We start from the raw sequence: 23,798 nt of genomic DNA, 5'->3' as shown, positions 1-23,798 counted from the left end.
ACTGTTGTTCATGAACTGTGGGGGTTTGTCGGGTGTTCTTTCCTTTTCCGTTTGGCCAGGAGTGGACCTGGTTGCTGGGTGCTTGGGTCATTGCGGAAGTCATCATGCGCATTGTGCTGCTGGGAGTCATTCCCGGCAACCGGCGTCCCACCACCGCCATGGCTTGGCTTTTGGCTGTGTTCCTCATCCCATCTGTTGGGTTCGTCCTGTTCCTGCTCTTCGGCAACTTCAAACTGTCGCGGCGCCGGCGGGAGCAGCAGGAGGAGGTAAACCGCCGGGTTCGTGCGGTGACCTCCGATCTGGCTGATCCTGTCAGCGTCTATTCCGGGCCGGAATGGGTGAAGTCGGCGGGCGAGCTGAACCATCGGCTTGGATCGTTGCCCATGGTCGACGGCAACAAGGTGGAGCTGATCCCCGGCTACGAAGAGTCCATCAAAGCCATGGCTGAAGCAGTCAAGGGCGCCAAGACCTACGTCAACGCCGAGTTCTACATCATGAGCAGTGATTCCGTGACGGATGAACTGCTCACTGAACTGGAGAAGGCGGCTGAACGGGGTGTGACCGTCAGGCTGCTCTTCGACCACATCGGAACGTTGCGCGTCAAGGGCTACCGCCGGCTGATCCGCCGGCTCAAGGCAGGCAAGATCCAGTGGAAGCGAATGCTGCCGCTGCTGCCTATCCACGGTCAATGGCGGCGCCCCGACCTCAGGAACCACCGCAAGATCATGGTGATCGACGGCGAGATTGCGTTCACCGGCTCCCAGAACTTGATTGAGCCTTCCTACAACAACCCCAAGCACCACAAGGTGGGCCGCAAATGGGTGGAGCTCATGTCCCGGTTGGAAGGCCCGATCGTGGCCACGCTTAACGTGGTGTTCGCCACGGACTGGCTCAGTGAAACCGACGAATCGCTGGAAGACCAGCTGCGCCTGCCCACCCAGCCGGCGCCGGGCCAGGTCACCGCCCAGGTAGTGCCGAGTGGCCCCGGGTTCGCCACCGAAAACAACCTGCGCCTGTTCAACACGCTGATTTACTCGGCGCAGCACCGGATCTCCATCTGCAGCCCGTATTTTGTCCCGGACGATTCCCTGCTCTACGCCATCACCACAGCTGCGCAGCGAGGTGTTGACGTGGAACTCTTCGTCTCCGAGAAGGGCGATCAGTTCCTGGTCCACCACGCCCAACGCTCCTACTACGAGGCCTTATTGGGAGCCGGTGTCCGAATTTACCTGTACCGGGCACCGTACGTCCTCCACGCCAAGCACTTCACCATCGATGACGAGGTAGCCGTTCTCGGTTCCAGCAACATGGACATGCGCTCCTTCTCCCTGAACATGGAGGTCTCGGTGATGCTCCTTGGCGCCGAGACCGTGAACCTCATGCGGGCTGTAGAGTCCACGTATCGCGAGGTGTCACGTGAGCTTATGCTGGACGATTGGATGGATAGGCCCCCGCTGGCCAAGTATGTGGATAACGTGGCCAGACTGACCGCAACACTCCAGTAGTTTCAGTACAGCTGACGCCTTTAGAGGCGGTCTTAGGGGCATTGGCTGTACAAAAACTCAGCCCGGGAAGTCGGCGCCCAACGTGGACAGCACGCCGTACGCTTTGGTTCGGATCTCCTCGTACTCGTCGTCGGCTACGGAGTCAGCGGTGATGGCCCCGCCCACGCCAAGGGAGAGCGTGCTGCCGCCGTTGGCGTCAGGGTTGACCACCAAGGTACGGATCACCACGGCGAGGTCCGTGGCCGCATTCAGGGAAAAGTAGCCAATGGCGCCCGAATAAATGCCCCTGGGTCCCGACTCGAGCTGGTCCAGGATGTCCATGGTGCTGATCTTTGGCGCTCCCGTCATGGAACCGGCGGGGAAAGCCGCAGCCAAGGCTTCCGCGCGGGGTGCGCCCGGCTTCAGGTGGGCGTCGATGGTGCTGACCATTTGGTGGACGGTGGCGTAGCTTTCGATCGCGCACAAGCGGCTGACCGTCACGGAACCAGGGATGGCAAAGTGGCTGAGGTCGTTGCGCAGCAGGTCCACGATCATGATGTTCTCGGCGCGGTCCTTCAGCGACGTCTCAAGGTCGTGCCGCAAAGCTGCGTCCTCGGAGGCGTCGGATGAGCGGCCCCGGGTGCCCTTGATCGGCTCGGCGCGCATGCCGCCATCGGACAGAATCCGGAGGAAGCGTTCAGGCGACGTGCTCGCCACCACCAGTTCGCCGAACCGGAGGTAACTGGCGAACGGTGCCGGGTTCCGGCGTCGAAGGTTCAGGTAGCTGCGCCACGGGTCCAGATCCCCGGCGGGGGCTTCAAGAGTGGTGGTCAGGCAGATCTCGTACGAGTTTCCCTCGCTGATTTCGTGCTGGGAGTCCGCGATCTTGCGCTTATAGTCCGTTGCGGAGTCCCGGCTCACGAATGACGGGACGGCACCTGATGCGGCGGCGCCGGAATATTCGGCAGCAGGAGCGGAGCCACCCACAGCAGCCCCGACGGCGGTGCGGGCCGCGCGCAACCACTCGTCGGCGTCGGGCGCTTCCAGGGCGAGCAGCCAGACGGTCCGTTCCCGATGGTCCAGAACCACAGCCCGTCCGGCGAAGAGCAGAGCCGCGTCCGGGGTGTGGGAGGCGACGTCATTGCCGCCGGTTTCGCGCTTGAGTTCGTAGCCGAGGTAGCCGAGCCAGCCGAGTGTGAATTGGCCGTCGTAGCCGCGGGGCGCGCGGACTGCCTTGCGGCCCCAGACAGTGTCCAGCCATCGGAAGAACGGCCCGGAGATGGTGACCGTGGCTGTGCCCGCGGTGATGTGCGTGGTCCCCGACACGTGGCGTACCGACTGTCCGTACATGCCGCTGTCGTCCGCCAGGATGCTGAAGCGGCTGCGTGCGGCGGCCTGGGACCTGCCGGCGACGGCCGAGGCGTTGGAGGAATCGAGCCAGACGGCGTTGCCGGAACGGGCATAGAGGGATTCGAAGAGCAGCGCAGCGTCAGGGACAGCTTCCAGGCGCTCGGACCGTAGTTGAAGGCCACGCCGTGCACTGAGCTCGGGTGACAAAATCGAAGCAACTGAGGGCAGGTACATGAGAGCTTGCAGAACATCTTCCGGCGCATTGCCGTCGGCAAGGTTTTGCACGCGAACATCGGCGGCCCCGATGACCTGATCAGAGGAGAGCCACTCGTCCTCTTGGGCTGCCCAGCTGTCCCAGTACGGTTCGTAGGTGCTTCCGTCCCGCGCCAACGCACGACGACGGCGGTCGTCACCGGGCGCTTCCACCCACACCACGGCGTCCAGCATGGGCCGGGCAGCGTCCGCTGCAGCGCCAACGCCCTCAACAATCACGATCTCGGCGGGCAGCGTGACGTTCAGTCCGCCGTCGTAATGCCGTTCCCAGTCCCAGCTGGTCCACTCCGCGGCCTGGCCGGAGCTGAGCGGCGTAAGGACTGTGCCGACGTAGCGCTCAATGCCGGGCATGAGACCGTTCCAGCCGGGGTAGATGTCCTCCAAGTGGAACAGCGACACCTTGTGGTGCTGCCGCAAACGTGCCGCCAGTTCAACGGCCAGTGTGGTTTTTCCTGCACCGGACCTGCCGTCAACAGCGATGATCACGGGTGCAGGGGTCATGTCATAGAGGTTACCTGCTGGTGGTCGTTGTCAGCGGCGGCCTCCGCGGAGGCGATCGCTGCTTTGACGTACTCCACGATTCCGGGGATGGCGGCTTTGATGAGCGTCCAGGTGTTGTCGAAGTCGGTGTGGCCGCCATACCAGGGGTCTTCGATGCCCAGGTCCAGGGAGCTGCGCCCTTCCATGCTGGGATCGAAGCTGCGGAACATTCGCACTTTTTCGAGTGAAGCGCGGTCCGGCGCTCCTTCTTGGAGCCAGCCGAAATGGTCAACGTCCAGCGCGAGGATCAGGTCCCGTTCCGCGAACCATTCATGCCGCCACTTGCGGGCTACGTGGTCCTCGGAAGCGATGTGCTGGGCTGTGAGGACGCGGGCGGCGCGGGGGTCGATCGGATGCCCCACCTCGTACCCTGTGGTGCCCGCGGAGTCCACCGCTACGAGCTGGCCGAGCCCTTCCGCGTCGAAGGCTTCGGTGAGCATGAGGGCTGCCATGGGCGAGCGGCAGATGTTTCCCGTGCAGACCGTGATGATGCGGTATGGGCTCGTCGTTGAGTACATTCTGCAAGCATGATTGATGGCACCCCTTCTTGGCTAGGGGCCACTTCACAACTAAGTCACTTTTTGTGTCAAAGCTGTCACAGAGTCCGCGGAACGTGCCTGGGTGATGAGGGCCGGATCAGCGTTGGAGGCTTCGGCAGCCAGCGCTGCAGCGGCCAGGTAAACGGTGCGTACGACGGCGGCGCGTCGCCTTTGCACGCGGCCGGGGTCATTGCCGGCCATCAGTCCATCGAGTGCCGGCAGTACGGGTGCGGCGTCGCAGAGGCTCACGATGGTGATGAGCAGGTCTCCGGCGTCTTCCCTGGAGATGCCGGGGAGGGCGGCGATGGTGCTGTTGACCTTCGATGCGCAGTTGGCCATCCGCTTCGGCAGCCCAACAACCTCCGCGCCGCGTTCCAGACCTTCCCAGAACAGGAGGCGTGGTGCCGTTGCGTCTTTCTGGTGGTGGTCGAAGAGTCGGCCGGCGTAGTCTGCCATGGCCTCTGGCCCGTTGCCTTCGATGGGTACTTCATCCATGAGGGAGCTCAGGGCGGTGACGATCACGGCGTCGAAAAGCGCATTCTTATTGCCGAAGTACTGGTATATCCGCTCTTTGTTGACCCCGGCTTCTGCGGCAATGCGGTCGATACGGGCTCCTGCAAGTCCGCGCGCGCAAAACTCGGACGTGGCTGCTCGGAGCAGCAGTCCCTTGGTTCGCTCTGTGTCCCACGCCATAGGGTCATATTACCAGTTTCCAACTGAATGGTTGTAATTGTGGGCGAGTGGGGATAGTGTGATCCCAAGCCAAAAGCAACCGTTTAGTTGGAGAATGCCATGACCACCCAAACAACCTCCCAAACCGCCGTAGAACCCACAGCGTCGACGGCCCGCCCGCAGGGACCCTCCGTTCACATGCGGGCGCTTATTACCTGGCTCGCCATCTTCCCGCTGGTGTCCATCGGCATGCTGCTCCTCGGCCCCATCATGGAGCCACTGCACCCGGTCCTTCGCGCGCTGCTGCTCACGGCACTCGTGGTTCCCGCTGCTGTTTACGTCGTGGTTCCCCGGCTGATGGCCGGCCATGGCGCACTGTCCCGCAAGGCAGTGGAGCGCTCAGCACAACGGGCAGCCCGCAAGTCCGCCTAGATCAAGTAGGTAACAGCACATGTTCCACTGAGGGCTCAGTGGAACATGTGCTGTTACTCAGTTGGGTACGACGCTGGGGCTAAGCTTCCCGCAGTTGCTCGACGTCGGCGATCCCCGGGTACGCGGCCTGCGTGCCCTTCCTGGTTGCAGCCAACGCGGCGGCAACCGAGGCGAAGGCTGCGGCATCGGCGAGGGTTTCCCCGGCCGCCAGACGCGCGGCGACAGCGCCCGTGAAGGCGTCTCCGGCACCCGTGGTGTCAATCGCTGAAACACGTGTCGGGGCAATGCGGGTGATCTGGTCTTCAGTTCCACCCGCCAACGAATCCAGCACCACGGAGCCATGTGCGCCGAGGGTCACCAGGACCCGCTGCAGACCGCGGTCCGCGAACTGGCTCCGGACCGGCTCCCACGCTTCGGTTTCTGCCGCGGCGTCCGGAATGTCCGCTTCGGCGCCAAGGAACAACGACGCCTCGTGGGCATTGACCAACAACACGTCGCTCAAGCCAGCCAGGACTTCCGGTACCTCCGCGTAAGGCGAGAGGTTGAGCAGAACGGTTGCGCCGGCGTCGTGACCCGCTTGGGCTGCGGCGGTCACCGTATCGATTCCCACTTCCAGGCAGAGGCACACAACAGCCGCATCTTGGAAGGCGTCCGGCGTGACGTCGGAGGGCCTGAGGGTACCGTTGGCGCCGGCCGAGATGATGATGCTGTTCTCACCGCTCGCGTCCACCGAAATGACGGCTACGCCGGTGGCGACGTCGGAGCGTCGGACGCGTGACACGTCCACTCCGGCGCTGGCTGTCGAATCCAGGAGCATGGTGCCGTTGGGGTCCTCGCCTACGGCGCCGATCAGGCAGACCTGTCCGCCGAGCTTGCTGGCAGCCACCGCCTGGTTGGCACTCTTGCCGCCCGGATTCACCGCGAAACCATTGCCGTGAACTGTCTCGCCGGGTTGGGGGAGACGGTCGCAGTAGATGGTGAGGTCTGCGTTCAGGGAGCCGACGACGACGATTCCCGCCTTGGGTGCGCTGGTCATGCGGTCACCTTCTGGTCCTCGGTCACTTCTGCGTCCACGGGCTTGGGGATCAACAGTGAGGCGGCGAAGGCGGCGAGGGTGATGGCCAGGCCCACCACCACAACGGTCAGGTACGAAGCCTTGGGATCATTGAGCGATGCCGTGGCCACCAGGACCGCCGGGAGGACAAGGAAGCTCAGCCCGGCGCCGAGGTTAAAGGCGCCCGCGTTCATGCCCGGCAGGAAGCCCGGGTTGCCCTGTGGCGAGAGGACCACACCCAATCCGTTCAGCATGATGTTGACCGTACCGGCGTACATGATGCCCAGCAAGGCTGTGCCCACGATCATCATGGGAAGGTTGTTCAGGCCGAAGAACGCGATGATGGCCAACGCCACCAGGCTGCCCAGCAGGCCGATGCGCAAGACCTTGGTGTAGCCGAGGACGGGCGCCAGGCGGCCGCTGATCGGGCCGAACAGCCAACCCAGCAGGGCGTACGGGGTGAGGATGATCAGCGACATCTCGGTGGGACCCACGCCGAAGCCCGGATCTGCAGCCTGAACGTAGGCGGGGACGATGCCGTTGATGACTGCGAAAATGCCCGTCATCGTCAAAGTGGTAGTCAGCAGGGGTGCCCAGGTGGAGCGGTGGCGCAGGTGCACGGTTTCCACCATGGGCTGCTTGGCGCGCTTCTCCACAGTCCAGAAGGCGAAGAAGGCGACGGCGGCGATCACCGTGAGCACGATCGCGAGAGTCAGCGTCCCGGCGTCGAATGCTGTGGCCAGCTTGGCGCCCTCGTTCAGAGCCGTCAGCAGTGCACCCACGGCGATGACGATGAAGAACACGCCCAGCCAGTCCATGGTGGTGCCGGCGGCAGGCTTGCTTTCACCGGCAAGGACGGCGATCAGGACGGTAGCCACCAAGGCCAGTGCAACCATGAGCCAGAAGATGCTGCGGAAGCCGAAGTTCTCGGCGAAGTAGCCGCCCACGAACGAATCGACGCCGGCCACGCCGCCGTTGACTGCTGTGATGAGGCCCATGAGCGTGCCGTACTTGCGGGGGTTGCTGACTGCTGAGCGGAGCATGATCAGGCACAGCGGAACCGTGGGGCCGCTGACGCCCTGAATGATGCGGCCCACGAAGAGCCACGTGACGTCCGGGGCCATCGCTGCGATGACCGAACCAACAGCCATCAGGAGCATCATGCCGACCAGGATCTTCTTGCGGCCCACGATGTCGCTCAGGCGCGGGAGGAACAGTGAGAAGAGCGCTGCGGCCGTGAAGAACCACGTCTGGGACAGGCCGATGGTGGCCTGGTCCGTGTTGAGTTCGTTGCCCATGGTGACCAGGGCAGGGCTAAGCATGGAGGCGTTGAGCTGGAAAGCCACGCAGGCCGCCAGCAACGCAACCATGAGGGCTGTGACGTTGCCGCGGGTGGACTTGGCTTCGATTGCGAGGGAGGACATTACTTTGCCTCTCCTGCCAGGAGGGCCTCTGCGGTGGCGTTTACGTCAGCGGTTGCGGCAGCGACGGCGTCGTGCGTTGGTTCTCCGATCCGTTCAATCGCATCGGTGACCAGGTCCCAGAACTTCTTGTGGTCGAGGTCGACGGCGACCGACGTGTGGCAGTCCTCGGGGGCCGGTGCGCGGAAGTCGGCAACGGTCATGCCAAGAGTGAGCTTGCCCTGGAGCTCGATGTCCACGGGGACCTTGCGGGTGGTCATGACGGTGGGGTCGATGACGTAGGCCACGGCGCAGGGGTCGTGGACCGGTGGGAAATCGAAGCCCTGGGCGTCCTTGTATGTCTTCTGGAAGAAGTCCATGAGCTCCATGACGAACTTGGCCGGCTTGGTGCCCATCTTAGCTATACGGTTCACCACCTCGTCCGTGGCCAGCGCCTGGTGGGTGAGATCGAGGCCGACCATCACTACGGGCCACTTTTCGTTGAAAACGATGTGTGCGGCTTCGGGGTCGATGATGATGTTGAATTCCGCCACGGCGCTCCAGTTGCCCACGTGGTAGCCGCCGCCCATGAGGACAACTTCCTTCACGCGCTCCACGATGCGCGGTTCCTTGCGGGCGGCCATCGCAATGTTGGTAAGGCCCGCGGTGGGGACCAACGTGACAGTGCCCGGCTCGTGTGCCATGACAGTTTCAATGATGAGGTCGACGGCGTGGCGTGGGTCCAGCTCGATGATGGACTCGGGCTGCTCCGGGCCGTCCATACCGGAATCGCCGTGGATGCTGGGGGCCGTTTCGATGGTGCGGACCAACGGGCGGTCGCAACCGGCGGCGAAAGGGACGCCGGTGATGCCGGCAATGGTGGCTACCGAGAGGGCGTTCCGGGTGACCTTTTCCAGGGTCTGATTGCCCACCACCGTCGTTACGGCCAGCAGTTCGATGTCCGGATTGCCGTGCGCCAGCAGCAACGCCACGGCGTCGTCATGGCCAGGGTCGCAGTCAAGAATGATCTTCTTGCGTGCTGGTGTCATGGTGTTGGGATCCACGTTTCTCTCCACGTCATTGGGGCCTGCCTGGAACTTGCCCGGGGCAGGGCGCTAAGCATTCAGGGGAATTCTGGCACTGCTTTGTGGGCTACGTCAAACGCTTAACGTTGTGCCGGGGTTCGCTGCCGTCCTCGCAACGTCAAGCGCTTGATGCCTTCTCGCAGGTCAACGCGGTATGGGACCGATACGATCGATGCATGGAATCCCTGGATCGGCGCCAAGGCAGCGCGCCCCGCTCACCTCGCGTGACGGCTGCGATGGTAGCCGCCCGTGCAGGCGTTTCGACGGCGACCGTCTCGCTGGTGGCGAACGGAAAAACCCAGGGGCGCGTCTCTGAGGACAACATCTCCAGGGTCCGCTTGGCCATTTCCGAACTCGGCTACGTGGTGGACAGCATCGGCAGTTCCCTGGCCCGTGGGGTCAGTTCGATTGTCATATTGGTGACTCCGGACGTTTCCAACCCCTTCTTCGCCAACGTGATCGCCGGGGTGCGGGAATCCTTGGGGTCCCAGTACCAGTTGCTGCTTTCCGTGACCGACGCTGGTGAGTCGCCCCAGGCTGACGATGTCCGCAAACTTCTGGCACTGCGCCCTGCCGGTTTGCTGGTGGGGGCGCCCAGTGCAGAGTTCCTGGAAGATCTGTCCGCGGCCGGCCCGTTGGTCCTGTTGGATGCACCCGGCCTTGAGTCCTACGCGCCTTCCGTGAACCTTGACGTTGCCCAGGGCGCGCGGGAACTTGCCCGGCATTTGGCGTCTTCCGGTCATACCCGCGCCGCCTATGTGGATGGCGTGACGGGAACAACCACGTTCCAGTTGCGCCGCGAAGCCTTTCTTGCGGAGGCTGCTTCGTGCGGACTTTCAGTGGCCCCTGGCCATGTCATCAGCACCCCTATCGACGTCGGTGCTGCCGCCGCCGCGTTCGCCGACGTCTGGCCGGAGTGGCAGCGCGAGGGGGTCACCGCCGTCGTCTGCGGGACGGACACGCACGCTTATGGCGTTCTGCAGGAAGCTCGGGTGGAAGGTGTCCGGATCCCGGAGCAGCTGGCTGTGGCAGGGTTTGATGACTTGCCCTATTCGGCCACCAGCAACCCCAGCCTCACCAGCGTGCACCTGCCGGCAACGCCCTTGGGCCGTAAAGCGGGGGAGCAGCTGCGGGGCCTGATGGAAGGCCTGCCGCTGGACGAAACCCACGTGACGCTCGAGAGCTCGCTGGTGGTTCGGGGATCTACGTCTTAGCCAGGGGAGAGCGGGCGAAGCTGTCCTTCCGAGACGGGGTTCGACACGGTGAAGTAGATCTGTGGAGCTGTCATATCGCCCCAATCTTCCTTTTTCACTCGCACCAGGGACGGAGTGACTTCCGCTATCCGGACGCGCAGCCAGTCGCCGTCGTCGAGCAGCAACTCGTGCGGGTCGGCGAGGTAGCGGAGGCCGAGGTCATCGAGTGTTTCTTCGGCAGTGAACCAATCCACAACGTCCGTGCGCGGGCGTCCCAGCAGGTCAATTGCTACGAATCCGTCGTCAACGGGCTTCATCCATCCCACGTGCTCGCCATCGTCTGTGCGTCGGTGTTCGATCCAGTCCGGCTCCATGGCCTCGACGGTAGCACCACGCGTTGTCGTCGTGGCTAGTGGATGACTGCCAGCAAGATGCCGACGAGGACGAACAGGCAGCCAAAGATGCGGTTCAGAATTGTTTGGCCGCGTTGGTCGTGGGTGAACCGCTGGAAGGAACGCGCAGCCAGGGCGAAGAAGAACCACATCACCAGAATGTCGATAACCAGGACCGTGGCGGTCAGCACGGCATATTGCTGGAGCAGCGGCTGGTCCGGCCTGATGAACTGCGGCATGAACGCCAGGAAAAAGACGATTGCCTTGGGGTTCAGCAGGTTCACCCAAATGCCTCGCTGGAACATGGACAAGGCCGACTCGTTCTTTTGGCTGTCCACCTTCTCTTTGTCCAGGTCAGGCTTGTGCAGGAACTGCCGGATGCCGAGGTACACAAGGTACGCGGCGCCCGCGTAACGAATGACGTTGAAGATGACGGGAGAGTTGGAAACCAGCACGCCGACGCCCAAGGCAACAATGACGATGTGGATGACCAGAGCCACCTGTTGTCCGAGAATGCCCCAGATGGAACGACGGAAGCCGGAATTGAGCGAGTTGCTCATGGTGAAGATGGCTCCGGCGCCGGGAGTGAAACTGATCAGGGTGCCGGCACCAACCAGAGCCAGCCAGAGAGAAAATTGCACACCTCAGCTTATGCCGGTGAGGTGGACTCTTCCGACGCGTTGCTTCCTGACCTCTTTTGGCGGCTGACAAGGCCTAATGCACCCGGAATGGGTTGTTTTCCGAGCTCCCGCGGATCAAAGAGGGTCAGGAAGCAACGCCGTAGGGCAAACTGGTGCCGTGAGCGGAATCCCGTGGGTGCTGCACGTCGATCTGGACCAGTTCATTGCCGCTGTCGAGATACTCCGGCGGCCCGAGCTCGCGGGCAAACCGATCATCGTCGGTGGCCGGGGTGACCCCACGGAACGGGCTGTGGTGTCCACGGCATCTTACGAAGCCAGGGCGTTCGGCGTCGGCTCGGGGATGCCGCTCAGGATTGCTGCCCGGAAAGTGCCCGACGCAATCATCCTGCCGGTAGATCAAGAGGCATATCTGGCGGCCTCGGACGTAGTGATGACCACGCTGCGCGCCCAGCCGGGAGCCACGGTTCAAGTGCTCGGCTGGGATGAGGCTTTTGTCGGCGTCGAAACTGACGACCCGGACGCATATGCCCGGCAGATCCAGGCCGCCGTCCTCGAGCAAACCCAGCTGCATTGCAGTGTGGGCATCGGTGACACGTTGGTCCGCGCCAAGAATGCCACGGATTTTGGCAAGCCCGCAGGAATTTTCAGGCTGACCAAGGAGAACTGGCTCGACGTCATGGGTGAAAAGCCCACCAAGGAATTGTGGGGCGTGGGGAGCAAGGTGTCCCAACGGCTGGCGAAGCACGGAATCACCACGGTGGCAGAGCTCGCCGCAACCGACCCCCAGGCCCTGGTCCCGGAGTTTGGCCCCAAAATGGGCCCTTGGTACGCGCAGTTGGGTCGCGGTGAGGGCTCCAGCGAAGTGGATGACACTCCGTGGGTCGCCCGCGCCCATGGCCGCGAGACCACGTTCCAGCAGGACCTCACAGAGCCCACCCAGATCAGCGACGCCATCAAGGAACTGACCGCCCGCGTCCTGGAAGACGTCGCAGCGGAGGGGCGCCCCGTGATTGGGCTGACGTTGAAAGTCCGCTACGCACCGTTCTTCACCAAGACCTACGCCAGGAAGATTCCTGAGACTTTCGACAGGGAAGAAGTCCTCGCGCAGGCCTTGGACCTCACCGGAAAAATGGAGCCGGACCGTCCCATCCGGCTCCTCGGACTGCGTGCAGAAATGTCCATGCCCGAGGAAGCCCGTAAGGGACACACACCGACGCGCAGCGGCTGGTAGCAGCCAGCGCCCGACGGCGGCCCAGCAACTACCAGCGCGGGTGGATCGCTTCGCGGAAGTACCGGTCGTAGATGTCCCGGACACCGTCCGTGAGCCCGGCCCCCACAGCCTGCAAACCACCGGCTTCGGCATTTGCCGCTGCCTGCGAAGCGGAGCGCGCACCGGGAATGACCGATGTCACGCCATCCTGGGCGATGACCCAGGCGAGGGCCGCCTGGGCGGTGCTGACGCCGTCGGGCACTAATCCGCTGAACTCCTGCGCCGCCTTGACGCCCGTTGCGAAATCGACACCGGAGAAGGTCTCGCCGACGTCGAAGGAAGAGCCGTCGCGATTGTAATTGCGGTGGTCGTTCTCAGGGAACTCGGTGTCCGGCGTGTACTTCCCGGACAGCAGACCGGAGGCCAGCGGCACCCTGGCAATAATGCCAACGCCCCCTTCCTTGGCTGCGGGCAGCACTTCATCCAGGGGTTTCAAGCGGAAGGCATTGAGGATGATCTGCACGGAAGCGGTGTTCCCGCGGCTGATGGCTTCGAGTGCCTCATCCGTGCGCTCGACGCTGACGCCGTAGTTGCGGATGGCGCCCTCGCTGACCAAGGTGTCCAGTGCATCGTAGATTTCGTCGCTGCTGTACACGGACGTGGGAGGGCAGTGCAATTGAACGAGGTCCAGGGTGTCCTGCTGCAGGTTGCGCCGAGAGCGGTCGGTCCAGGCCCGGAAGTTCTCCAGAGTGTAATTCCCGTGGACTTGATCCACCCGACGGCCCATCTTGGTGGCGACCGTGATGTCCAGGTTCGGATTGGCGCGAAGGAAGCGGCCAATGAACTGCTCACTGCGGCCGTCACCGTAGACGTCTGCCGTGTCGAAGAAGTTGACGCCGCCTTGTACGGAGGCTTCCAGGACGGCAAAGGCGTCTTCTTCGGTGACTGAACCCCAGTCGGCTCCGAGTTGCCAGGTGCCCAGTCCCACGGTGGAGACGGATCGGCCGGTCTTGCCAAGTATGCGCTGTTCCATGGGTTCGACTATATGGGCTTAATGCTGGTCCATCCGCGCTGCTTTCTCCATTAAGTACTTTCGTTCCTGCAGGCTTCCGGTCTTCTTGGCGGCCGAGAGGTAGGCCGCGCGGGCCTCACTGTATGAGCCCGCCATCTCCAGGAAGTGGCCCCGCACGGCGTCCAAGCGGTGCGTCCGGCCCAGCGCCGTATCCAGTCCGACCAACAATTCCAGGCCAGCGACCGGCCCATGCACCCTGGCCACAGCTACAGCGCGATTCAGTGTGACCACGGGACTGGGTGCGACGGCGTCAAGGACTGTGTAGAGGGCTAGAATCTGTGGCCAGTCAGTCTCTTCGTCGGAGGCGGCCTCTGCGTGAACGGCAGCGATGGCCGCCTGAAGTTGATACGGCCCGGCCGCCCCACGCCCCAGCACGGAGGACAACAGCGCGATGCCCTCCTCCATCTGTTCCCGATTCCAAAGGCTTCGGTCCTGCTCGGCCAGTGGCACCGGTGTTCCGTCCGGCAGAGCACGCGCCGCCCGCCGGGAATCCGTGAGCAGCATCAGCGCCAGCAGGCCGCTCGCCTCAAGCTCATGTGGTGCGGCGCCCACCAGCAGGCGTGTCACCCGGATCGCTTCCGTGGTGAGGTCCTCCCGCTGGAGGGATGGACCGGAACTTGCCGCGTAACCTTCGTTGAAGATCAGGTACAGGACATGAAGTACGACGCCGAGCCTCGCCTTCCGCTCGGAGGCCGGCGGCATGCTGAACGTGGCTCCCGCCTTTTGAATCCCCTGTTTCGCGCGGCTGATGCGCTGTCCCATGGTCGCTTCCGGGACCAGGAAGGCCGAGGCGATTTCCGCCGTCGTGAGTCCTCCAACTGCGCGAAGCGTCAAGGCGAGTTGCGATGGTGCGGACAGGGCTGGATGGCAGCACAGGAACATGAGGGTAAGGGTGTCGTCTGCCTCCGGGACTGGACCTGCTTGGAAATCGATGGCTGTGGCGCGTTCCTCCCGGACGCGCCGGGCGCTTTCGCTCCGCCAGATGTCCACTAAACGGCGGCTTGCGACGGCGATCAACCAGGCCCGCGGGTTGTCCGGCAAGGCCGTTGGCCACTGCAGGGAGGCTTCAAGGAGTGCTTCCTGGACGGCGTCCTCGCACACATCGAACTGGCCGTGAGTCCTCGCCAGCACGCCGAGGACCTGCGGAGCCAAGGTGCGCAGCAGGTCCTCGATTCGTGCTTCCGATGAAGGTTCGGTCAAACGCTAGACCTCCGGCGGTCCGTTCGGGATGGCGCGAAGCTCAACTACCTGCGCGTACTTCACAATGCTTGAACAGATTTCCACCGCGCGCTCCTCGCTCGCGACATCAACCACCCAGTAGCCCACCAGTGATTCCTTGGACTCGGCGTAGGGGCCGTCAGTGGTGATGACGCCGTCCGGGGTCTGCTTGACGAGTTTCGCGGTGCTGCCGTCGGCCAGCCCGGCGTTGAAAACGAGCTCACCGGACTCGGTCAGGTCCTTATCGATCTGGATCATGAACCCGATCATTTCCTTGATCCACTCCGGATCGGCAGTCGCCATCATGCCCTCGGCAGACCCGAACATCATGATCATGTATTTCATCTCAAACTCCTTGTGAGGGGCGCCCATTGTGGGTGCCTTCACTCATGGGTCGGAACTGCGGTGGACTTTTCTACATGGCTCGGGAATTTTTTTCAAAAGTTTCAGGCCCGCGCAATGACCTCGCCGTTGGGGATGAGGAAGTACCCGTCGTCGGTGGCTCCCCAGCGGTGCCAGCCCGCGGCGATCCGGGCGAGGTCTGCTTCGTTGGCGAAACCGTACTCCAACGCTTGCTCGGCAAATGCGGAATGCAGCACCCGCTCGCTCCAGACCCGGGACTGCCAGGCGCGCTGCTGCGCCGTGGCGTAGAGCCAGTTGCTGCTGGTGGGAGCCACCTGGGTGAATCCAGCCTGCTGGGCCCACGAAACCAGGCGTCGGCCGGCGTCGGGTTCTGCTCCGTTGCGGCGGGCGATTTTCTGGTAGAGCTCCATCCAGTCGTCGAGCTCCGGAACTTCCGGGTACCAGCTCATGCCGTGGAAATCAGCGTCGCGCACAGCCACGATCGCACCGGGCTTGGCCACCCGCCGCATCTCGCGCAAGGCGGCCACGGGATCGGTGAGGTGCTGGAGGACTTGGTGGGCATGGACGAGGTCGAAGGACTCGTCCTCGAAGTCGAGATCGTAGATGTTGCCGGTCCGGAAGGTCACGTTGTCAACGCCACGCTCAGTGGCCAGCTCGGTGGCCTGGGCGACGATATCCGGCGAACGGTCCAAACCGATCACTTGCCCTGGCGCAACGAGCCCGGCGAAATCGCAGGTGATGCTCCCCGGTCCGCACCCGACGTCGAGTACTGAAGTCCCGGCGGTGAGATGGGGAATCACAAACGCGGCCGAATTCTCGACCGTCCGTGAGGCGTGGGCCCGGACAACCGACTCGTGGTGTCCGTGGGTATAGACATCTTCAGGCTGCTGCGCGTTCATAGGGAAACGCTACAACTTGGAAGGTGGATTTAGGTGGAGCGCGGTGCCTCGGGTTGGGATGCTTCCTCGCGCGCGGCGAGGGTTGCTTCCACCATGTCCGTCATGAAGCGGGTGACAAGCTCCAGTTCCTCGGAGCTGTAGGCAGCCATGGCCTTGCCCATGCGGATGGCCAGTGGCATGAACATGGCGCTTCCGTCCCGATACGCCTTGGGTGTCATCTGCAGCTGGACCTGCCGGCGGTCCGTGCCGAGCCGTTCGCGCACCACGTGCCCGGAGGCATGCAGGCGATCAACCAATGCCGTGGTGGCGGGGGAGCTGAGCCGGAGTTCGGCGCGGAGAACACCCGGCGTGACCACTTTGCCGGCCGCGGAGTGGCGCATGATGACGGCGAGTGCGTTGAGGTCCGTACGGTGCATGTCGTTCCTGCCACCTGCTGCGTCAACGTAGTGGTTGGCTTCGAGGGTGAAGTCCTGGAGGAGCCGCACCAGTTCCTGGGGGGCTGCGTTCTCGGGGCGCGTGGCTGGTGTGTCCGACATATCCGCCCTCCTGCCAGCGTTTGTCTGGTGATTACTGCCTTCCGGATATTACTCCCAGCAGTGAAGGATTTTGGCATCCGATGGAGCCAACCCTTGGAATAGTTCCATCATAGAGATAATCTGTGATGGAATAAAGGCAACAAGCATCCCCACAGAAGAAGGACTCATGAACTCGCGGAAAGTACCTTTCTGGCTGCGCTGGCTGATCCCCGTGGTGCTGGTCATCACGTGGCTCGGCATCGCCGGCATTGGCGGCCCTACCTTCGGGCGGCTGGAAGAAGTTTCCTCCAACGACCAGGCCTCGTTCCTCCCCGCAGGCGCCGAAGCCACGGAAGCGGGCGACTGGCAGGCCAAGTTCCGGGACTCTGAAGAGATCCCCGCCGTGGTCATCGTTGAGAGCGATGCTGCGTTCACCCCGGCCCAACTGGGCGAAGCAGCCCAGCTGAAAGCCGACATTGAGGCACTCAAACTGGGGAGTGCCGTCGTCGGGCCCATTCCTTCGGAAGACGGCAAAGCCGTCCAGTTCATCGTTCCGATGGCGTCCTCTGATGAACTCCGCGAAAAAGTTCAGGAACTGCGCGACGTCGTCCAGCCCGGAGCGCCCGACGGCATGAAGGCCTTTGTTACAGGACCCGCGGGCCTGACCGCCGACCTCGTCAACGCTTTCGGCGGGATCGACGGCATCCTGCTCCTGGTTGCCTTGGGAGCCGTGTTCGTGATCCTGCTGCTGGTGTACCGCTCGGTGGTGCTGCCACTGGCGGTGCTGTTCACCTCGGTCTTTGCGCTGTGTGCGGCTATTTTGCTGGTGTTCGGCATGGCCAAGGCTGGCTGGATCCAGCTCAACGGCCAAAGCCAAGGCATTCTGTCCATTCTGGTGATCGGTGCGGCTACCGACTACGCGCTGTTGTACGTGGCCCGGTTCCGGGAGGCGCTGACCCATACCGCCAACCGCACGCACGCCGTGATCACGGCGTGGAAGGCATCGTTTGAGCCGATCCTCGCTTCCGGGGCCACCGTGATCATCGCGCTGCTCTGCCTGCTGTTCTCCGATCTGAATTCGAACAAGGCGCTGGGCCCGGTGGCCGCCGCCGGCATCCTTTGCTCTTTGTTCGCTGCGCTCACGCTCCTGCCCGCGCTGATGGCATTGCTTGGCCGTGCAGCCTTCTGGCCCTTCCGGCCCAAGCTGCTGCCCGACGACGAACGCGAACCTGAGATTGTCACTGGACTTGAAGGGCAAAAGGGACTGTGGCGCGCCACGGGTCGTCTGGTCTCCAAGCGGCCGCGCGTTGTGTGGGTGGCTTCAGTGCTCCTGCTCCTTGCGGCCTCCACCGGCCTGATGCAGTTGAAGGCCAACGGTGTTCCTCAAACGGACGTCATTCTCTCCGCTTCCGACGCAGTGGACGGACAGGAAGCATTGGCCCGCCACTTCGACGCAGGCAGCGGCAGCCCCGCCGTCGTGGTCGCCTCCGAGGGTTCCGCCCAGCAGGTGCTGGACAAGGTCAAAGCCGCCGACGGCGTGGGCGACGCCTACCTGCTGGCCGACGGAAACGTGCCCATCACCGGCGCTCCCGGTGCTCCTGCTGACCCGGCCGTGCGCGAGGGCAGGGTCCTGATCAATGCGACGCTGAACTCGGCCGGGGACTCCATTGAAGCGGAAGAGGCGGTGAAGTCGCTGCGGGTGGCCGTCAAGGAAGTTGACGCAGACGCGTTGGTGGGTGGAGTCACGGCCACCGCCCTGGACACGAACACCACGGCGCAGCGCGACCTTGTGGTCATCATCCCGATTGTGCTGATCGTCATCCTGTTCATCCTGATGCTCCTGCTGCGATCCGTAGTGGCGCCGGTGTTGCTGGTGCTGTCCGTGGTGCTTTCCTACGGCGCCGCCATGGGTGTCTCGGCGTGGGTGTTCAACGGGGTCTTCGGATTCTCGGGTGCCGATGCCACGGTGCCGTTGTTCGGCTTCGTGTTCCTGGTGGCACTGGGCGTGGACTACAACATCTTCCTGATGAGCCGTGTCCGCGAAGAGTCGTTGAAGCATGGGACCCGCCCGGGAATCCTGCGGGGGCTGGCTGTTACTGGTGGTGTCATCACGTCCGCCGGTGTGGTTTTGGCTGCTACCTTCGCGGCCCTTGGGGTCATCCCCATCATGTTCCTGGTGCAGCTCGCCTTTATCGTGGCGTTCGGTGTGTTGCTGGATACCGTGTTGGTCCGGTCTTTGCTGGTACCTGCCCTCGCGTACGACATCGGCAGCAAGATCTGGTGGCCGAGCAAGCTGAGGCGTTCGGCTTCGGCGGCCCCGGTTGAGCTTCGCGAGGAAGAGGCACCGGTGGGTCGCTAGGTGTTAGCCGTCCACCGGCGAGCGGCGCTCAAGCAGCAGGGTGTCGCGCCATTGTCCGGCGGCGGGTTCGGTGCTCATGCGAGCAATACGGTTCCCGCCGCCCGACGATGGCAAAAAAAGGTGGCCTGATGGTCAACGGCGCCCCGCGGGCACCTTGTTCTGTTTCTGTTTGTCCCGCGACCGGCGTACCTTTTTGCGCTTACGACGCCGTTTCTCCTGGCTGCTGAATGGTGGCCGGGGTGTGCCCTGAAGCGGGCCGCTCCAATAATGCCCTCCCAAGAGGACACCAGCCAGGGCACCGTACGTCCACACGAACGGAAGAGCCATCTGGCTGGTATTACTTCCCAGGAATGCCAGCAAAAAGAACTCCACCGGGATGATCAAAAGGAGTGCGTTCCTGGTAGCGGCCGATGGTGGAAACCGGAACAACGCCCAGCCGCAGATCAAGGCGCCTGCCAAAACGGCGCCGACTGCCGCCGTCGGGCTCTGGAAGATGAAGTGGGCAAGGCCGGCCCCCATCAAGACGGCCGCGCAGGATCCATTAATTAGCGCCTGACGCCGGCCTCCAACGGATTCCTTGCCGGCTTCGATGCTTCCACTGGGTTTCTTCCCCGCCGGACTCCTTCTTCCTGACCACGGGTATCCACTTGCAATTCCCCCGGCGATGACACCCAAGAACCACGATGCGGCGGCAGGAATCCCTAGACCGTCTTCAAACGAAAGCGCTGAATAGGATGCCAAGGGCAATGCACAGAGCATCAGCATGGAAGCGCGCGATGACTGGGGCAGTACCCGAAATGGGAGAAAGGTGTAAGTCGCCCCTGGGGCGAAGAACAAGGATGCCCCAAGCAAGGTGCTGTGGGCCATCCACACAAAGGTGGCCAAAATGACCGCGATCATTCCGCCGTAGAGGATCCGCGGATCCCACTGTTTTGACTTCTTCTTCACGTCAGCATTTCCCCCGGTATCAAGGGTAGATCAGACGGTGACGGTGTTCCGTTCCCGGTAACCGTCCGCGGCGTAAACACCCAGAACGCGGACCTCGGTAGTGAAGAACTCCAGTTCTTCCAAGGCCCGGCGGAGACGGGCGTCTTCGGGGTGGCCTTCGACGTCGGAGAGGAACATGGTGGCAGCGAACTCGTCGCCCACCATGTAGCTTTCCAGCCGTGTCATGTTGAGGCCATTGGTCGCAAAGCCACCAAGTGCTTTGTACAGGGCCGAGGGAACGTTGCGGACCCGGAAGACGAAACTGGTGATCGCAGGGCCGGGCAGCTCTTCCTTGGTAGGGAGCTCGCGTTCCCGGGCCAGGACAACAAAGCGGGTGGTGTTGGTGGGATCGTCCTCGACGCCGGAAGCCAGGACTTCGAGACCGTACAGGCCAGCGGCGAGAGGCGGAGCCAGGGACAGCTTGTGGGGATCATTCCAGTCCCGGACCTCACGGGCTGATCCTGCAGTATCACCGGCGATGACGGGCTTCAGGCCCGCTTCCCGGATGATCCTGCGGCACTGCCCCAGAGCGTGGATGTGGCTGTGAACTTCGGTAGCTCCCTCGATGGTGCTGCCCGGAATGCCCAAAAGGTCGAAGCGGATCGGCAGGAAGTACTCGCCAACGATCTGCAGCTTGGACTGCGGGAGCAGGACATGGATATCGGCCACACGCCCGGCGATGGAGTTCTCAATGGGAATCATGGCCAGATCGACTTCCCCGGTGGACACCAGCTCGAAGGCGTCCTCAAAACTGGCGCAAGGCACGCTCTCGAGTTCAGGGAACATTTCCTTGCACGCGAGATCCGAGTTAGCTCCGGGCTCGCCTTGGTACGCAATCTTCTGGGCCATGATGCTCATGGTTACACGCTGAGCGCCCGGCCTCCCAACCGCGTCCACCCTGTGACTGGACAAGTGGGTGCCACCGACCCTAGGTTCGCAACAAGGATTGGGGGCGGCCGATGACGACTGCGACAGCGTTCAGAAGTAGCGCAACAAACACTGTCAACGAACAGCGGGTTGCAAGGTTTGCGGGCACGACGATCGGCCTGTTCACGCTCTCTTGGGCCATCCTGCTGGCAGGACCACCGGGACAGAACGTGCTGGCATCAGAGCCGTGGCAGCTCGCGTCCCATGGGTTGAGCCTTCTTTCAGCGCGGAGCACTGGGAAAGCAAAAGTAGGTGACAGATAACGTCACTATGAGGGCTCATTGCGACGTTATCTGTCACCTACTTGGGTAAGCGCAGCGGGGGTTAGCCATTGATGACCTGCGGGACCCCCAGTGCTTTGAGGCCCTCGGCGCCGAACTCCAAGCCGTAGCCGGACTGCTTCGCACCGCCGAACGGGACGCGGGGATCCACGGCTCCGTGCTTGTTGATCCACACGGTGCCGGCCTGGATGCGGGATGCTACTTCGCGCGCGGCACCCAAGTCTGAGGACCAGACCGAGGCGCCGAGTCCGACGTCGAGCGCGTTCGCCTTGGCGACTGCCTCATCAACGGTGCTGTACTTGATGATCGGCAGTGCCGGACCGAACTGTTCCTCGGCGACGAGCGGGTTGTCGTTGTCGATGTCCGCCACGAGAGTGGTCGGGTAGAAATTGCCCGGCTGGTCGGCGTCGGGGTTGCCGCCGATCAGCACCCGGGCACCGGAATCGCGAGCGGCTTCCACCAAGCGGGACACGATGTCGTATTGCTGCCGGTTCTGCAGCGGGCCCAGAACGTTGTTCTCATCCAGGCCGTTACCCATGGGCATGGCCTGAGCCACGGCGACAAGTTCGGAGCACACGGCGTCGTACTGGGATTCGTGGACGTACAGGCGCTTCAGTGCCGCACAGGTTTGGCCGGTGTTGATGAACGCACCCCAGAACAGGCCCTCAGCAATCGCCTTGGGGTCGGAGTCCGGAAGGACGATGCCGGCGTCGTTGCCACCGAGTTCCAGCGTGAGCCTCTTGACCGTGTCGGCCGACGATCGAATGATCGCCTTGCCCGTGGCGGTGGAGCCGGTGAACATGACCTTGCCGATCGCGTCGTGCGAGGCCAGCGCTTCACCGACGTCGCGGCCACCGGAGACCACGGACAGCAGGCCCTCGGGCAGCTCCTCGTTGATGATCGAGGCCAGCGCCAGCACGGACAGCGGAGTGTATTCAGAAGGCTTGACCACCACGGCGTTGCCCATGCGCAGCGCTGGTGCGATCTGCCAGACGGTGATCATCATGGGCCAGTTCCATGGGCCAATGGCACCGACGACGCCGATGGGCCGGTAATGCAGTTCAGCGTGGGTCTCGCCGTCGTCCACCACTGTTTCAGGGTCGAGCGGGGTAGCGGCGGTGGCACGAAGCCAAGCTGCGCACGCGCCGACTTCGAAGCGGGCGTTCGGACCGTTCAGCGGCTTGCCTTGCTCGCGGGAGAGCAGTTGGGCGAGTTCTTCCGCGGAGCGTTCGACGGCGTCGGCTGCTTTCATGAGCGCAGCTGACCTGGCGTCGTGGCCCAGGGCAGCCCAGGCAGGTTGCGCTGCCGTGGCGGCGGTGATGGCTGCTTCAAGATCCTGGACGGTGTGCACGGGGGCTTCGCCAACGGCTTCACCCGTAGCAGGGTCAAGGATGGTGCGGCTGTTCTGGCCGTTGGCCGGGGTGATCGAGGCCAGCAGGGCGTCGTAAGTCTCCATTGGTACTCCGCTCGGGTAGTAAGTCTTGGCGGCCGGTGAGGCGCGCGCCGGTGTTTCCAGTGTGGTCGGCGTCACGCAGTTGGGCCTTGTCTATGCACGAACAGCCATTGACGGGAAGCGAACGCTTTCCGTGCGTGCCGCCGTGCCCGATAATCGAGCTTGTGACTCTTGCTTCCCTTGCGGCCTTCGCCGGTCTCTGCCTCGTCCTGTCCGTCACTCCCGGTCCGGACACATTCCTCGTGCTGCGGATCGCGCTGAACCGGCCCAGCGCTGGTATCGCTGCGGCTGCAGGGTCTGCCGTTGGTGCGATTGCCTGGGCTGCGTTGGTGGGCGTCGGTCTGGCCGCCATCCTGGAGCAGTCCGCGGAATTGTTCCGTTGGGTCAAGATCGCCGGCGGCCTGTACTTGCTGTATTTGGGCGTCTCTTCATTCATGAAGTCCCGGAAAGCGGCAAAAGCAGGTGCCGACGGTTCTGCACCGGAGGCGGCCCTCCCGTACAGCAGGCTTTCCGCGCTGGGGGCAGGGGCACTGTCCACGCTCCTCAACCCCAAGGTCGGCTTGTTCTACCTGGCCGTGGTGCCGCAGTTCATCCCGCACGGCGGCGACACCATGGGTACCTCGCTTATCCTCGGCGTCGTGGTGGCCGTTATCGCCTTCGCCTATCTTTCGATGATCGCCGTCGTGGCCTTCAAGGCGATGCGGTGGCTCAAACGACCCAAGGTGAGCACCGTCGTCGAGCGTGTCAGCAGCGGTGTGATTGCCGGTCTTGGCGTGGGCGTGGTGGCCTCGGGCGCCACCAGCTAGCTGGCAAGCAGCGCGAGGTAGTTATCCAACTGCCCCGCAAGATCCTGCGAGAAATGTTCAGCAGGGGACAGCGCCACAACAATTTGCGCGCCGAGCATCATGTTCAGCAAGTGGTCAGCGACGGCGGCGTCCCCGATGGGGGCTTTGATCTCACCGGCCGCGCGGGCTGCTGCGGTGTGCGCGGTGATGGTGGTGTGCCACTGGCTCATGGACTCGCTGTGGAGCGCAGCCATGTCAGCGTCGTTGAGCGCCTTCTGCCAGAACGGGATGACGATGCGGGCTTCGTTGACGCGTTCCTCATCCAGGGGCAGGACTTCAGTGCAGAACGCGCGAAGCGCAGCGACGCCTGACAGCCCCTCGGTCATGGTGGCGATGCGCTGGTTGGTGCGGTTGAAGACGTGCCCGAAAGCGGATGTCAGCAGCAGGTCCTTGGTGGGGAAGTAGGGCTTGAGGGCGCCGTTGGCGAAGCCTGCTTCCTCGGCAATCTCCCGCATGGTGGCACCTTCCATGCCGAGCCTTGCGATGATCCGCCACGTTGCGTCAACCAGTTCGAGGCGTCGTTGATCGTGGTCCACAATCTTTGGCACTGAGTGGGCTCCCGGAAAAATATTTGGCAGAAAGGTCTTGTGACCCATCTTACGTTTTGGTTATTC

General features: G+C 63.3%; 22 protein-coding genes. 6 read left to right on the top strand and 16 right to left on the bottom strand.

Annotation, left to right across the window (positions count from 1 at the left end):
- Positions 1 to 32: 32 nt before the first annotated feature.
- Positions 33 to 1,505 (top strand): cardiolipin synthase, encoded by a 1,473-nt coding sequence (gene cls, locus WBN73_RS08125; RefSeq protein ID WP_337339856.1) that lies wholly within the window; start codon positions 33 to 35, stop codon positions 1,503 to 1,505.
- 57 nt (positions 1,506 to 1,562) lie between these two features.
- On the opposite strand, the gene pabB is transcribed toward cls, so the two are convergent.
- The 3 genes from pabB to WBN73_RS08110 are packed head-to-tail and all read right to left on the bottom strand — an operon-like array spanning position 1,563 to position 4,879.
- Positions 1,563 to 3,608, bottom strand: a complete 2,046-nt coding sequence (pabB, locus tag WBN73_RS08120) for an aminodeoxychorismate synthase component I (protein WP_337339857.1) — start codon at positions 3,606 to 3,608, stop codon at positions 1,563 to 1,565.
- Entirely contained in the window at positions 3,605 to 4,165 is a 561-nt protein-coding gene (locus tag WBN73_RS08115; RefSeq protein WP_207595154.1) for a low molecular weight protein-tyrosine-phosphatase, read from the bottom strand. Before WBN73_RS08115 ends, pabB begins: the two co-directional genes overlap by 4 nt.
- 51 nt (positions 4,166 to 4,216) lie before the next feature.
- On the bottom strand, positions 4,217 to 4,879 hold the full coding sequence (locus WBN73_RS08110; protein ID WP_337339858.1) for a TetR/AcrR family transcriptional regulator: 663 nt from the start codon (positions 4,877 to 4,879) through the stop codon (positions 4,217 to 4,219).
- A 99-nt stretch (positions 4,880 to 4,978) separates the two neighbouring features.
- Between WBN73_RS08110 and WBN73_RS08105 the strand changes: the two genes are divergently transcribed.
- Positions 4,979 to 5,290 carry a hypothetical protein gene (locus WBN73_RS08105; protein ID WP_280623971.1) on the top strand — a complete coding sequence of 104 codons (312 nt, stop codon included), beginning with the start codon at positions 4,979 to 4,981 and terminating at the stop codon, positions 5,288 to 5,290.
- Between the two features lie 79 nt (positions 5,291 to 5,369).
- Here WBN73_RS08105 and WBN73_RS08100 read toward each other — a convergent pair whose 3' ends face one another.
- From WBN73_RS08100 to uriH, 3 genes are read right to left on the bottom strand one after another with little or no spacing between them, the layout of a single operon-like run.
- The gene (locus tag WBN73_RS08100) at positions 5,370 to 6,326 is read right to left on the bottom strand and encodes a ribokinase (RefSeq protein WP_337339859.1); all 957 of its coding nucleotides are present in this window, start codon (positions 6,324 to 6,326) and stop codon (positions 5,370 to 5,372) included.
- Positions 6,323 to 7,768, bottom strand: coding sequence for a uridine transporter UriT (gene uriT, locus WBN73_RS08095; RefSeq protein WP_207595150.1), 1,446 nt, complete (start codon positions 7,766 to 7,768; stop codon positions 6,323 to 6,325). The genes WBN73_RS08100 and uriT overlap by 4 nt, the downstream gene beginning before the upstream one ends.
- Positions 7,768 to 8,793 carry a uridine-preferring nucleoside hydrolase UriH gene (gene uriH, locus WBN73_RS08090; protein WP_337340033.1) on the bottom strand — a complete coding sequence of 342 codons (1,026 nt, stop codon included), beginning with the start codon at positions 8,791 to 8,793 and terminating at the stop codon, positions 7,768 to 7,770. Before uriH ends, uriT begins: the two co-directional genes overlap by 1 nt.
- A gap of 212 nt (positions 8,794 to 9,005) precedes the next feature.
- Between uriH and WBN73_RS08085 the strand changes: the two genes are divergently transcribed.
- Entirely contained in the window at positions 9,006 to 10,043 is a 1,038-nt protein-coding gene (locus tag WBN73_RS08085; RefSeq protein WP_207595148.1) for a LacI family DNA-binding transcriptional regulator, read from the top strand.
- Here WBN73_RS08085 and WBN73_RS08080 read toward each other — a convergent pair.
- Positions 10,040 to 10,396: a hypothetical protein gene (locus WBN73_RS08080; RefSeq protein WP_280623968.1), complete on the bottom strand. Its 357-nt coding sequence runs from the start codon at positions 10,394 to 10,396 to the stop codon at positions 10,040 to 10,042. The genes WBN73_RS08085 and WBN73_RS08080 overlap by 4 nt on opposite strands.
- A gap of 35 nt (positions 10,397 to 10,431) precedes the next feature.
- On the bottom strand, positions 10,432 to 11,055 hold the full coding sequence (locus WBN73_RS08075; RefSeq protein WP_207595145.1) for a LysE family transporter: 624 nt from the start codon (positions 11,053 to 11,055) through the stop codon (positions 10,432 to 10,434).
- A 157-nt stretch (positions 11,056 to 11,212) separates the two neighbouring features.
- On the opposite strand from WBN73_RS08075, the gene WBN73_RS08070 reads away from it, so the two are divergent.
- Positions 11,213 to 12,286: a DNA polymerase IV gene (locus tag WBN73_RS08070; protein WP_443193252.1), complete on the top strand. Its 1,074-nt coding sequence runs from the start codon at positions 11,213 to 11,215 to the stop codon at positions 12,284 to 12,286.
- A 28-nt stretch (positions 12,287 to 12,314) separates the two neighbouring features.
- Here WBN73_RS08070 and WBN73_RS08065 read toward each other — a convergent pair whose 3' ends face one another.
- From WBN73_RS08065 to WBN73_RS08045, 5 genes are all read right to left on the bottom strand, one after another.
- Positions 12,315 to 13,298: an aldo/keto reductase gene (locus tag WBN73_RS08065; protein ID WP_337339860.1), complete on the bottom strand. Its 984-nt coding sequence runs from the start codon at positions 13,296 to 13,298 to the stop codon at positions 12,315 to 12,317.
- Positions 13,299 to 13,316: 18 nt separating this feature from the next.
- Positions 13,317 to 14,537, bottom strand: a complete 1,221-nt coding sequence (locus tag WBN73_RS08060) for an RNA polymerase sigma factor (RefSeq protein ID WP_337339861.1) — start codon at positions 14,535 to 14,537, stop codon at positions 13,317 to 13,319.
- A 3-nt stretch (positions 14,538 to 14,540) separates the two neighbouring features.
- Positions 14,541 to 14,900: a YciI family protein gene (locus WBN73_RS08055; protein WP_207595142.1), complete on the bottom strand. Its 360-nt coding sequence runs from the start codon at positions 14,898 to 14,900 to the stop codon at positions 14,541 to 14,543.
- A 101-nt stretch (positions 14,901 to 15,001) separates the two neighbouring features.
- On the bottom strand, positions 15,002 to 15,817 hold the full coding sequence (locus WBN73_RS08050) for a methyltransferase domain-containing protein (RefSeq protein WP_207595141.1): 816 nt from the start codon (positions 15,815 to 15,817) through the stop codon (positions 15,002 to 15,004).
- A gap of 29 nt (positions 15,818 to 15,846) precedes the next feature.
- Complete coding sequence (locus WBN73_RS08045; protein ID WP_207595140.1) at positions 15,847 to 16,353, bottom strand: MarR family winged helix-turn-helix transcriptional regulator; 507 nt, start codon at positions 16,351 to 16,353, stop codon at positions 15,847 to 15,849.
- A 166-nt stretch (positions 16,354 to 16,519) separates the two neighbouring features.
- On the opposite strand from WBN73_RS08045, the gene WBN73_RS08040 reads away from it, so the two are divergent.
- Positions 16,520 to 18,691 (top strand): MMPL family transporter, encoded by a 2,172-nt coding sequence (locus WBN73_RS08040; RefSeq protein WP_337339863.1) that lies wholly within the window; start codon positions 16,520 to 16,522, stop codon positions 18,689 to 18,691.
- A gap of 978 nt (positions 18,692 to 19,669) precedes the next feature.
- Here WBN73_RS08040 and WBN73_RS08035 read toward each other — a convergent pair.
- Both WBN73_RS08035 and WBN73_RS08030 read right to left on the bottom strand, forming a co-directional pair.
- Positions 19,670 to 20,527, bottom strand: a complete 858-nt coding sequence (locus WBN73_RS08035; RefSeq protein ID WP_280628044.1) for a prephenate dehydratase — start codon at positions 20,525 to 20,527, stop codon at positions 19,670 to 19,672.
- Between the two features lie 402 nt (positions 20,528 to 20,929).
- Complete coding sequence (locus WBN73_RS08030) at positions 20,930 to 22,342, bottom strand: aldehyde dehydrogenase family protein (protein ID WP_280628043.1); 1,413 nt, start codon at positions 22,340 to 22,342, stop codon at positions 20,930 to 20,932.
- Positions 22,343 to 22,503: 161 nt separating this feature from the next.
- Here WBN73_RS08030 and WBN73_RS08025 point away from each other — a divergent pair, with 161 nt between their 5' ends.
- Positions 22,504 to 23,145, top strand: a complete 642-nt coding sequence (locus tag WBN73_RS08025) for a LysE family translocator (RefSeq protein ID WP_337339864.1) — start codon at positions 22,504 to 22,506, stop codon at positions 23,143 to 23,145.
- On the opposite strand, the gene WBN73_RS08020 is transcribed toward WBN73_RS08025, so the two are convergent.
- On the bottom strand, positions 23,142 to 23,732 hold the full coding sequence (locus WBN73_RS08020) for a TetR/AcrR family transcriptional regulator (protein ID WP_337339865.1): 591 nt from the start codon (positions 23,730 to 23,732) through the stop codon (positions 23,142 to 23,144). The genes WBN73_RS08025 and WBN73_RS08020 overlap by 4 nt on opposite strands.
- Positions 23,733 to 23,798: the final 66 nt, after the last annotated feature.

The organism is Paenarthrobacter sp. CCNWLY172 (assembly GCF_037402035.1).
Lineage (GTDB): Bacteria > Actinomycetota > Actinomycetes > Actinomycetales > Micrococcaceae > Arthrobacter.
This window is presented reverse-complemented; position numbering and strand designations above follow the sequence as displayed.

Bases quoted from the DNA above. Each gene is read 5' to 3' on its own strand.
- pabB (WP_337339857.1), bottom strand. From the start codon at position 3,608: ATGACCCCTGCACCCGTGATCATCGCTGTTGACGGCAGGTCCGGTGCA.
- WBN73_RS08115 (WP_207595154.1), bottom strand. From the start codon at position 4,165: ATGTACTCAACGACGAGCCCATACCGCATCATCACGGTCTGCACGGGA.
- WBN73_RS08110 (WP_337339858.1), bottom strand. From the start codon at position 4,879: ATGGCGTGGGACACAGAGCGAACCAAGGGACTGCTGCTCCGAGCAGCC.
- WBN73_RS08105 (WP_280623971.1), top strand. From the start codon at position 4,979: ATGACCACCCAAACAACCTCCCAAACCGCCGTAGAACCCACAGCGTCG.
- WBN73_RS08100 (WP_337339859.1), bottom strand. From the start codon at position 6,326: ATGACCAGCGCACCCAAGGCGGGAATCGTCGTCGTCGGCTCCCTGAAC.
- uriT (WP_207595150.1), bottom strand. From the start codon at position 7,768: ATGTCCTCCCTCGCAATCGAAGCCAAGTCCACCCGCGGCAACGTCACA.
- uriH (WP_337340033.1), bottom strand. From the start codon at position 8,793: ATGACACCAGCACGCAAGAAGATCATTCTTGACTGCGACCCTGGCCAT.
- WBN73_RS08085 (WP_207595148.1), top strand. From the start codon at position 9,006: ATGGAATCCCTGGATCGGCGCCAAGGCAGCGCGCCCCGCTCACCTCGC.
- WBN73_RS08080 (WP_280623968.1), bottom strand. From the start codon at position 10,396: ATGGAGCCGGACTGGATCGAACACCGACGCACAGACGATGGCGAGCAC.
- WBN73_RS08065 (WP_337339860.1), bottom strand. From the start codon at position 13,298: ATGGAACAGCGCATACTTGGCAAGACCGGCCGATCCGTCTCCACCGTG.
- WBN73_RS08055 (WP_207595142.1), bottom strand. From the start codon at position 14,900: ATGAAATACATGATCATGATGTTCGGGTCTGCCGAGGGCATGATGGCG.
- WBN73_RS08050 (WP_207595141.1), bottom strand. From the start codon at position 15,817: ATGAACGCGCAGCAGCCTGAAGATGTCTATACCCACGGACACCACGAG.
- WBN73_RS08045 (WP_207595140.1), bottom strand. From the start codon at position 16,353: ATGTCGGACACACCAGCCACGCGCCCCGAGAACGCAGCCCCCCAGGAA.
- WBN73_RS08040 (WP_337339863.1), top strand. From the start codon at position 16,520: ATGAACTCGCGGAAAGTACCTTTCTGGCTGCGCTGGCTGATCCCCGTG.
- WBN73_RS08035 (WP_280628044.1), bottom strand. From the start codon at position 20,527: ATGGCCCAGAAGATTGCGTACCAAGGCGAGCCCGGAGCTAACTCGGAT.
- WBN73_RS08030 (WP_280628043.1), bottom strand. From the start codon at position 22,342: ATGGAGACTTACGACGCCCTGCTGGCCTCGATCACCCCGGCCAACGGC.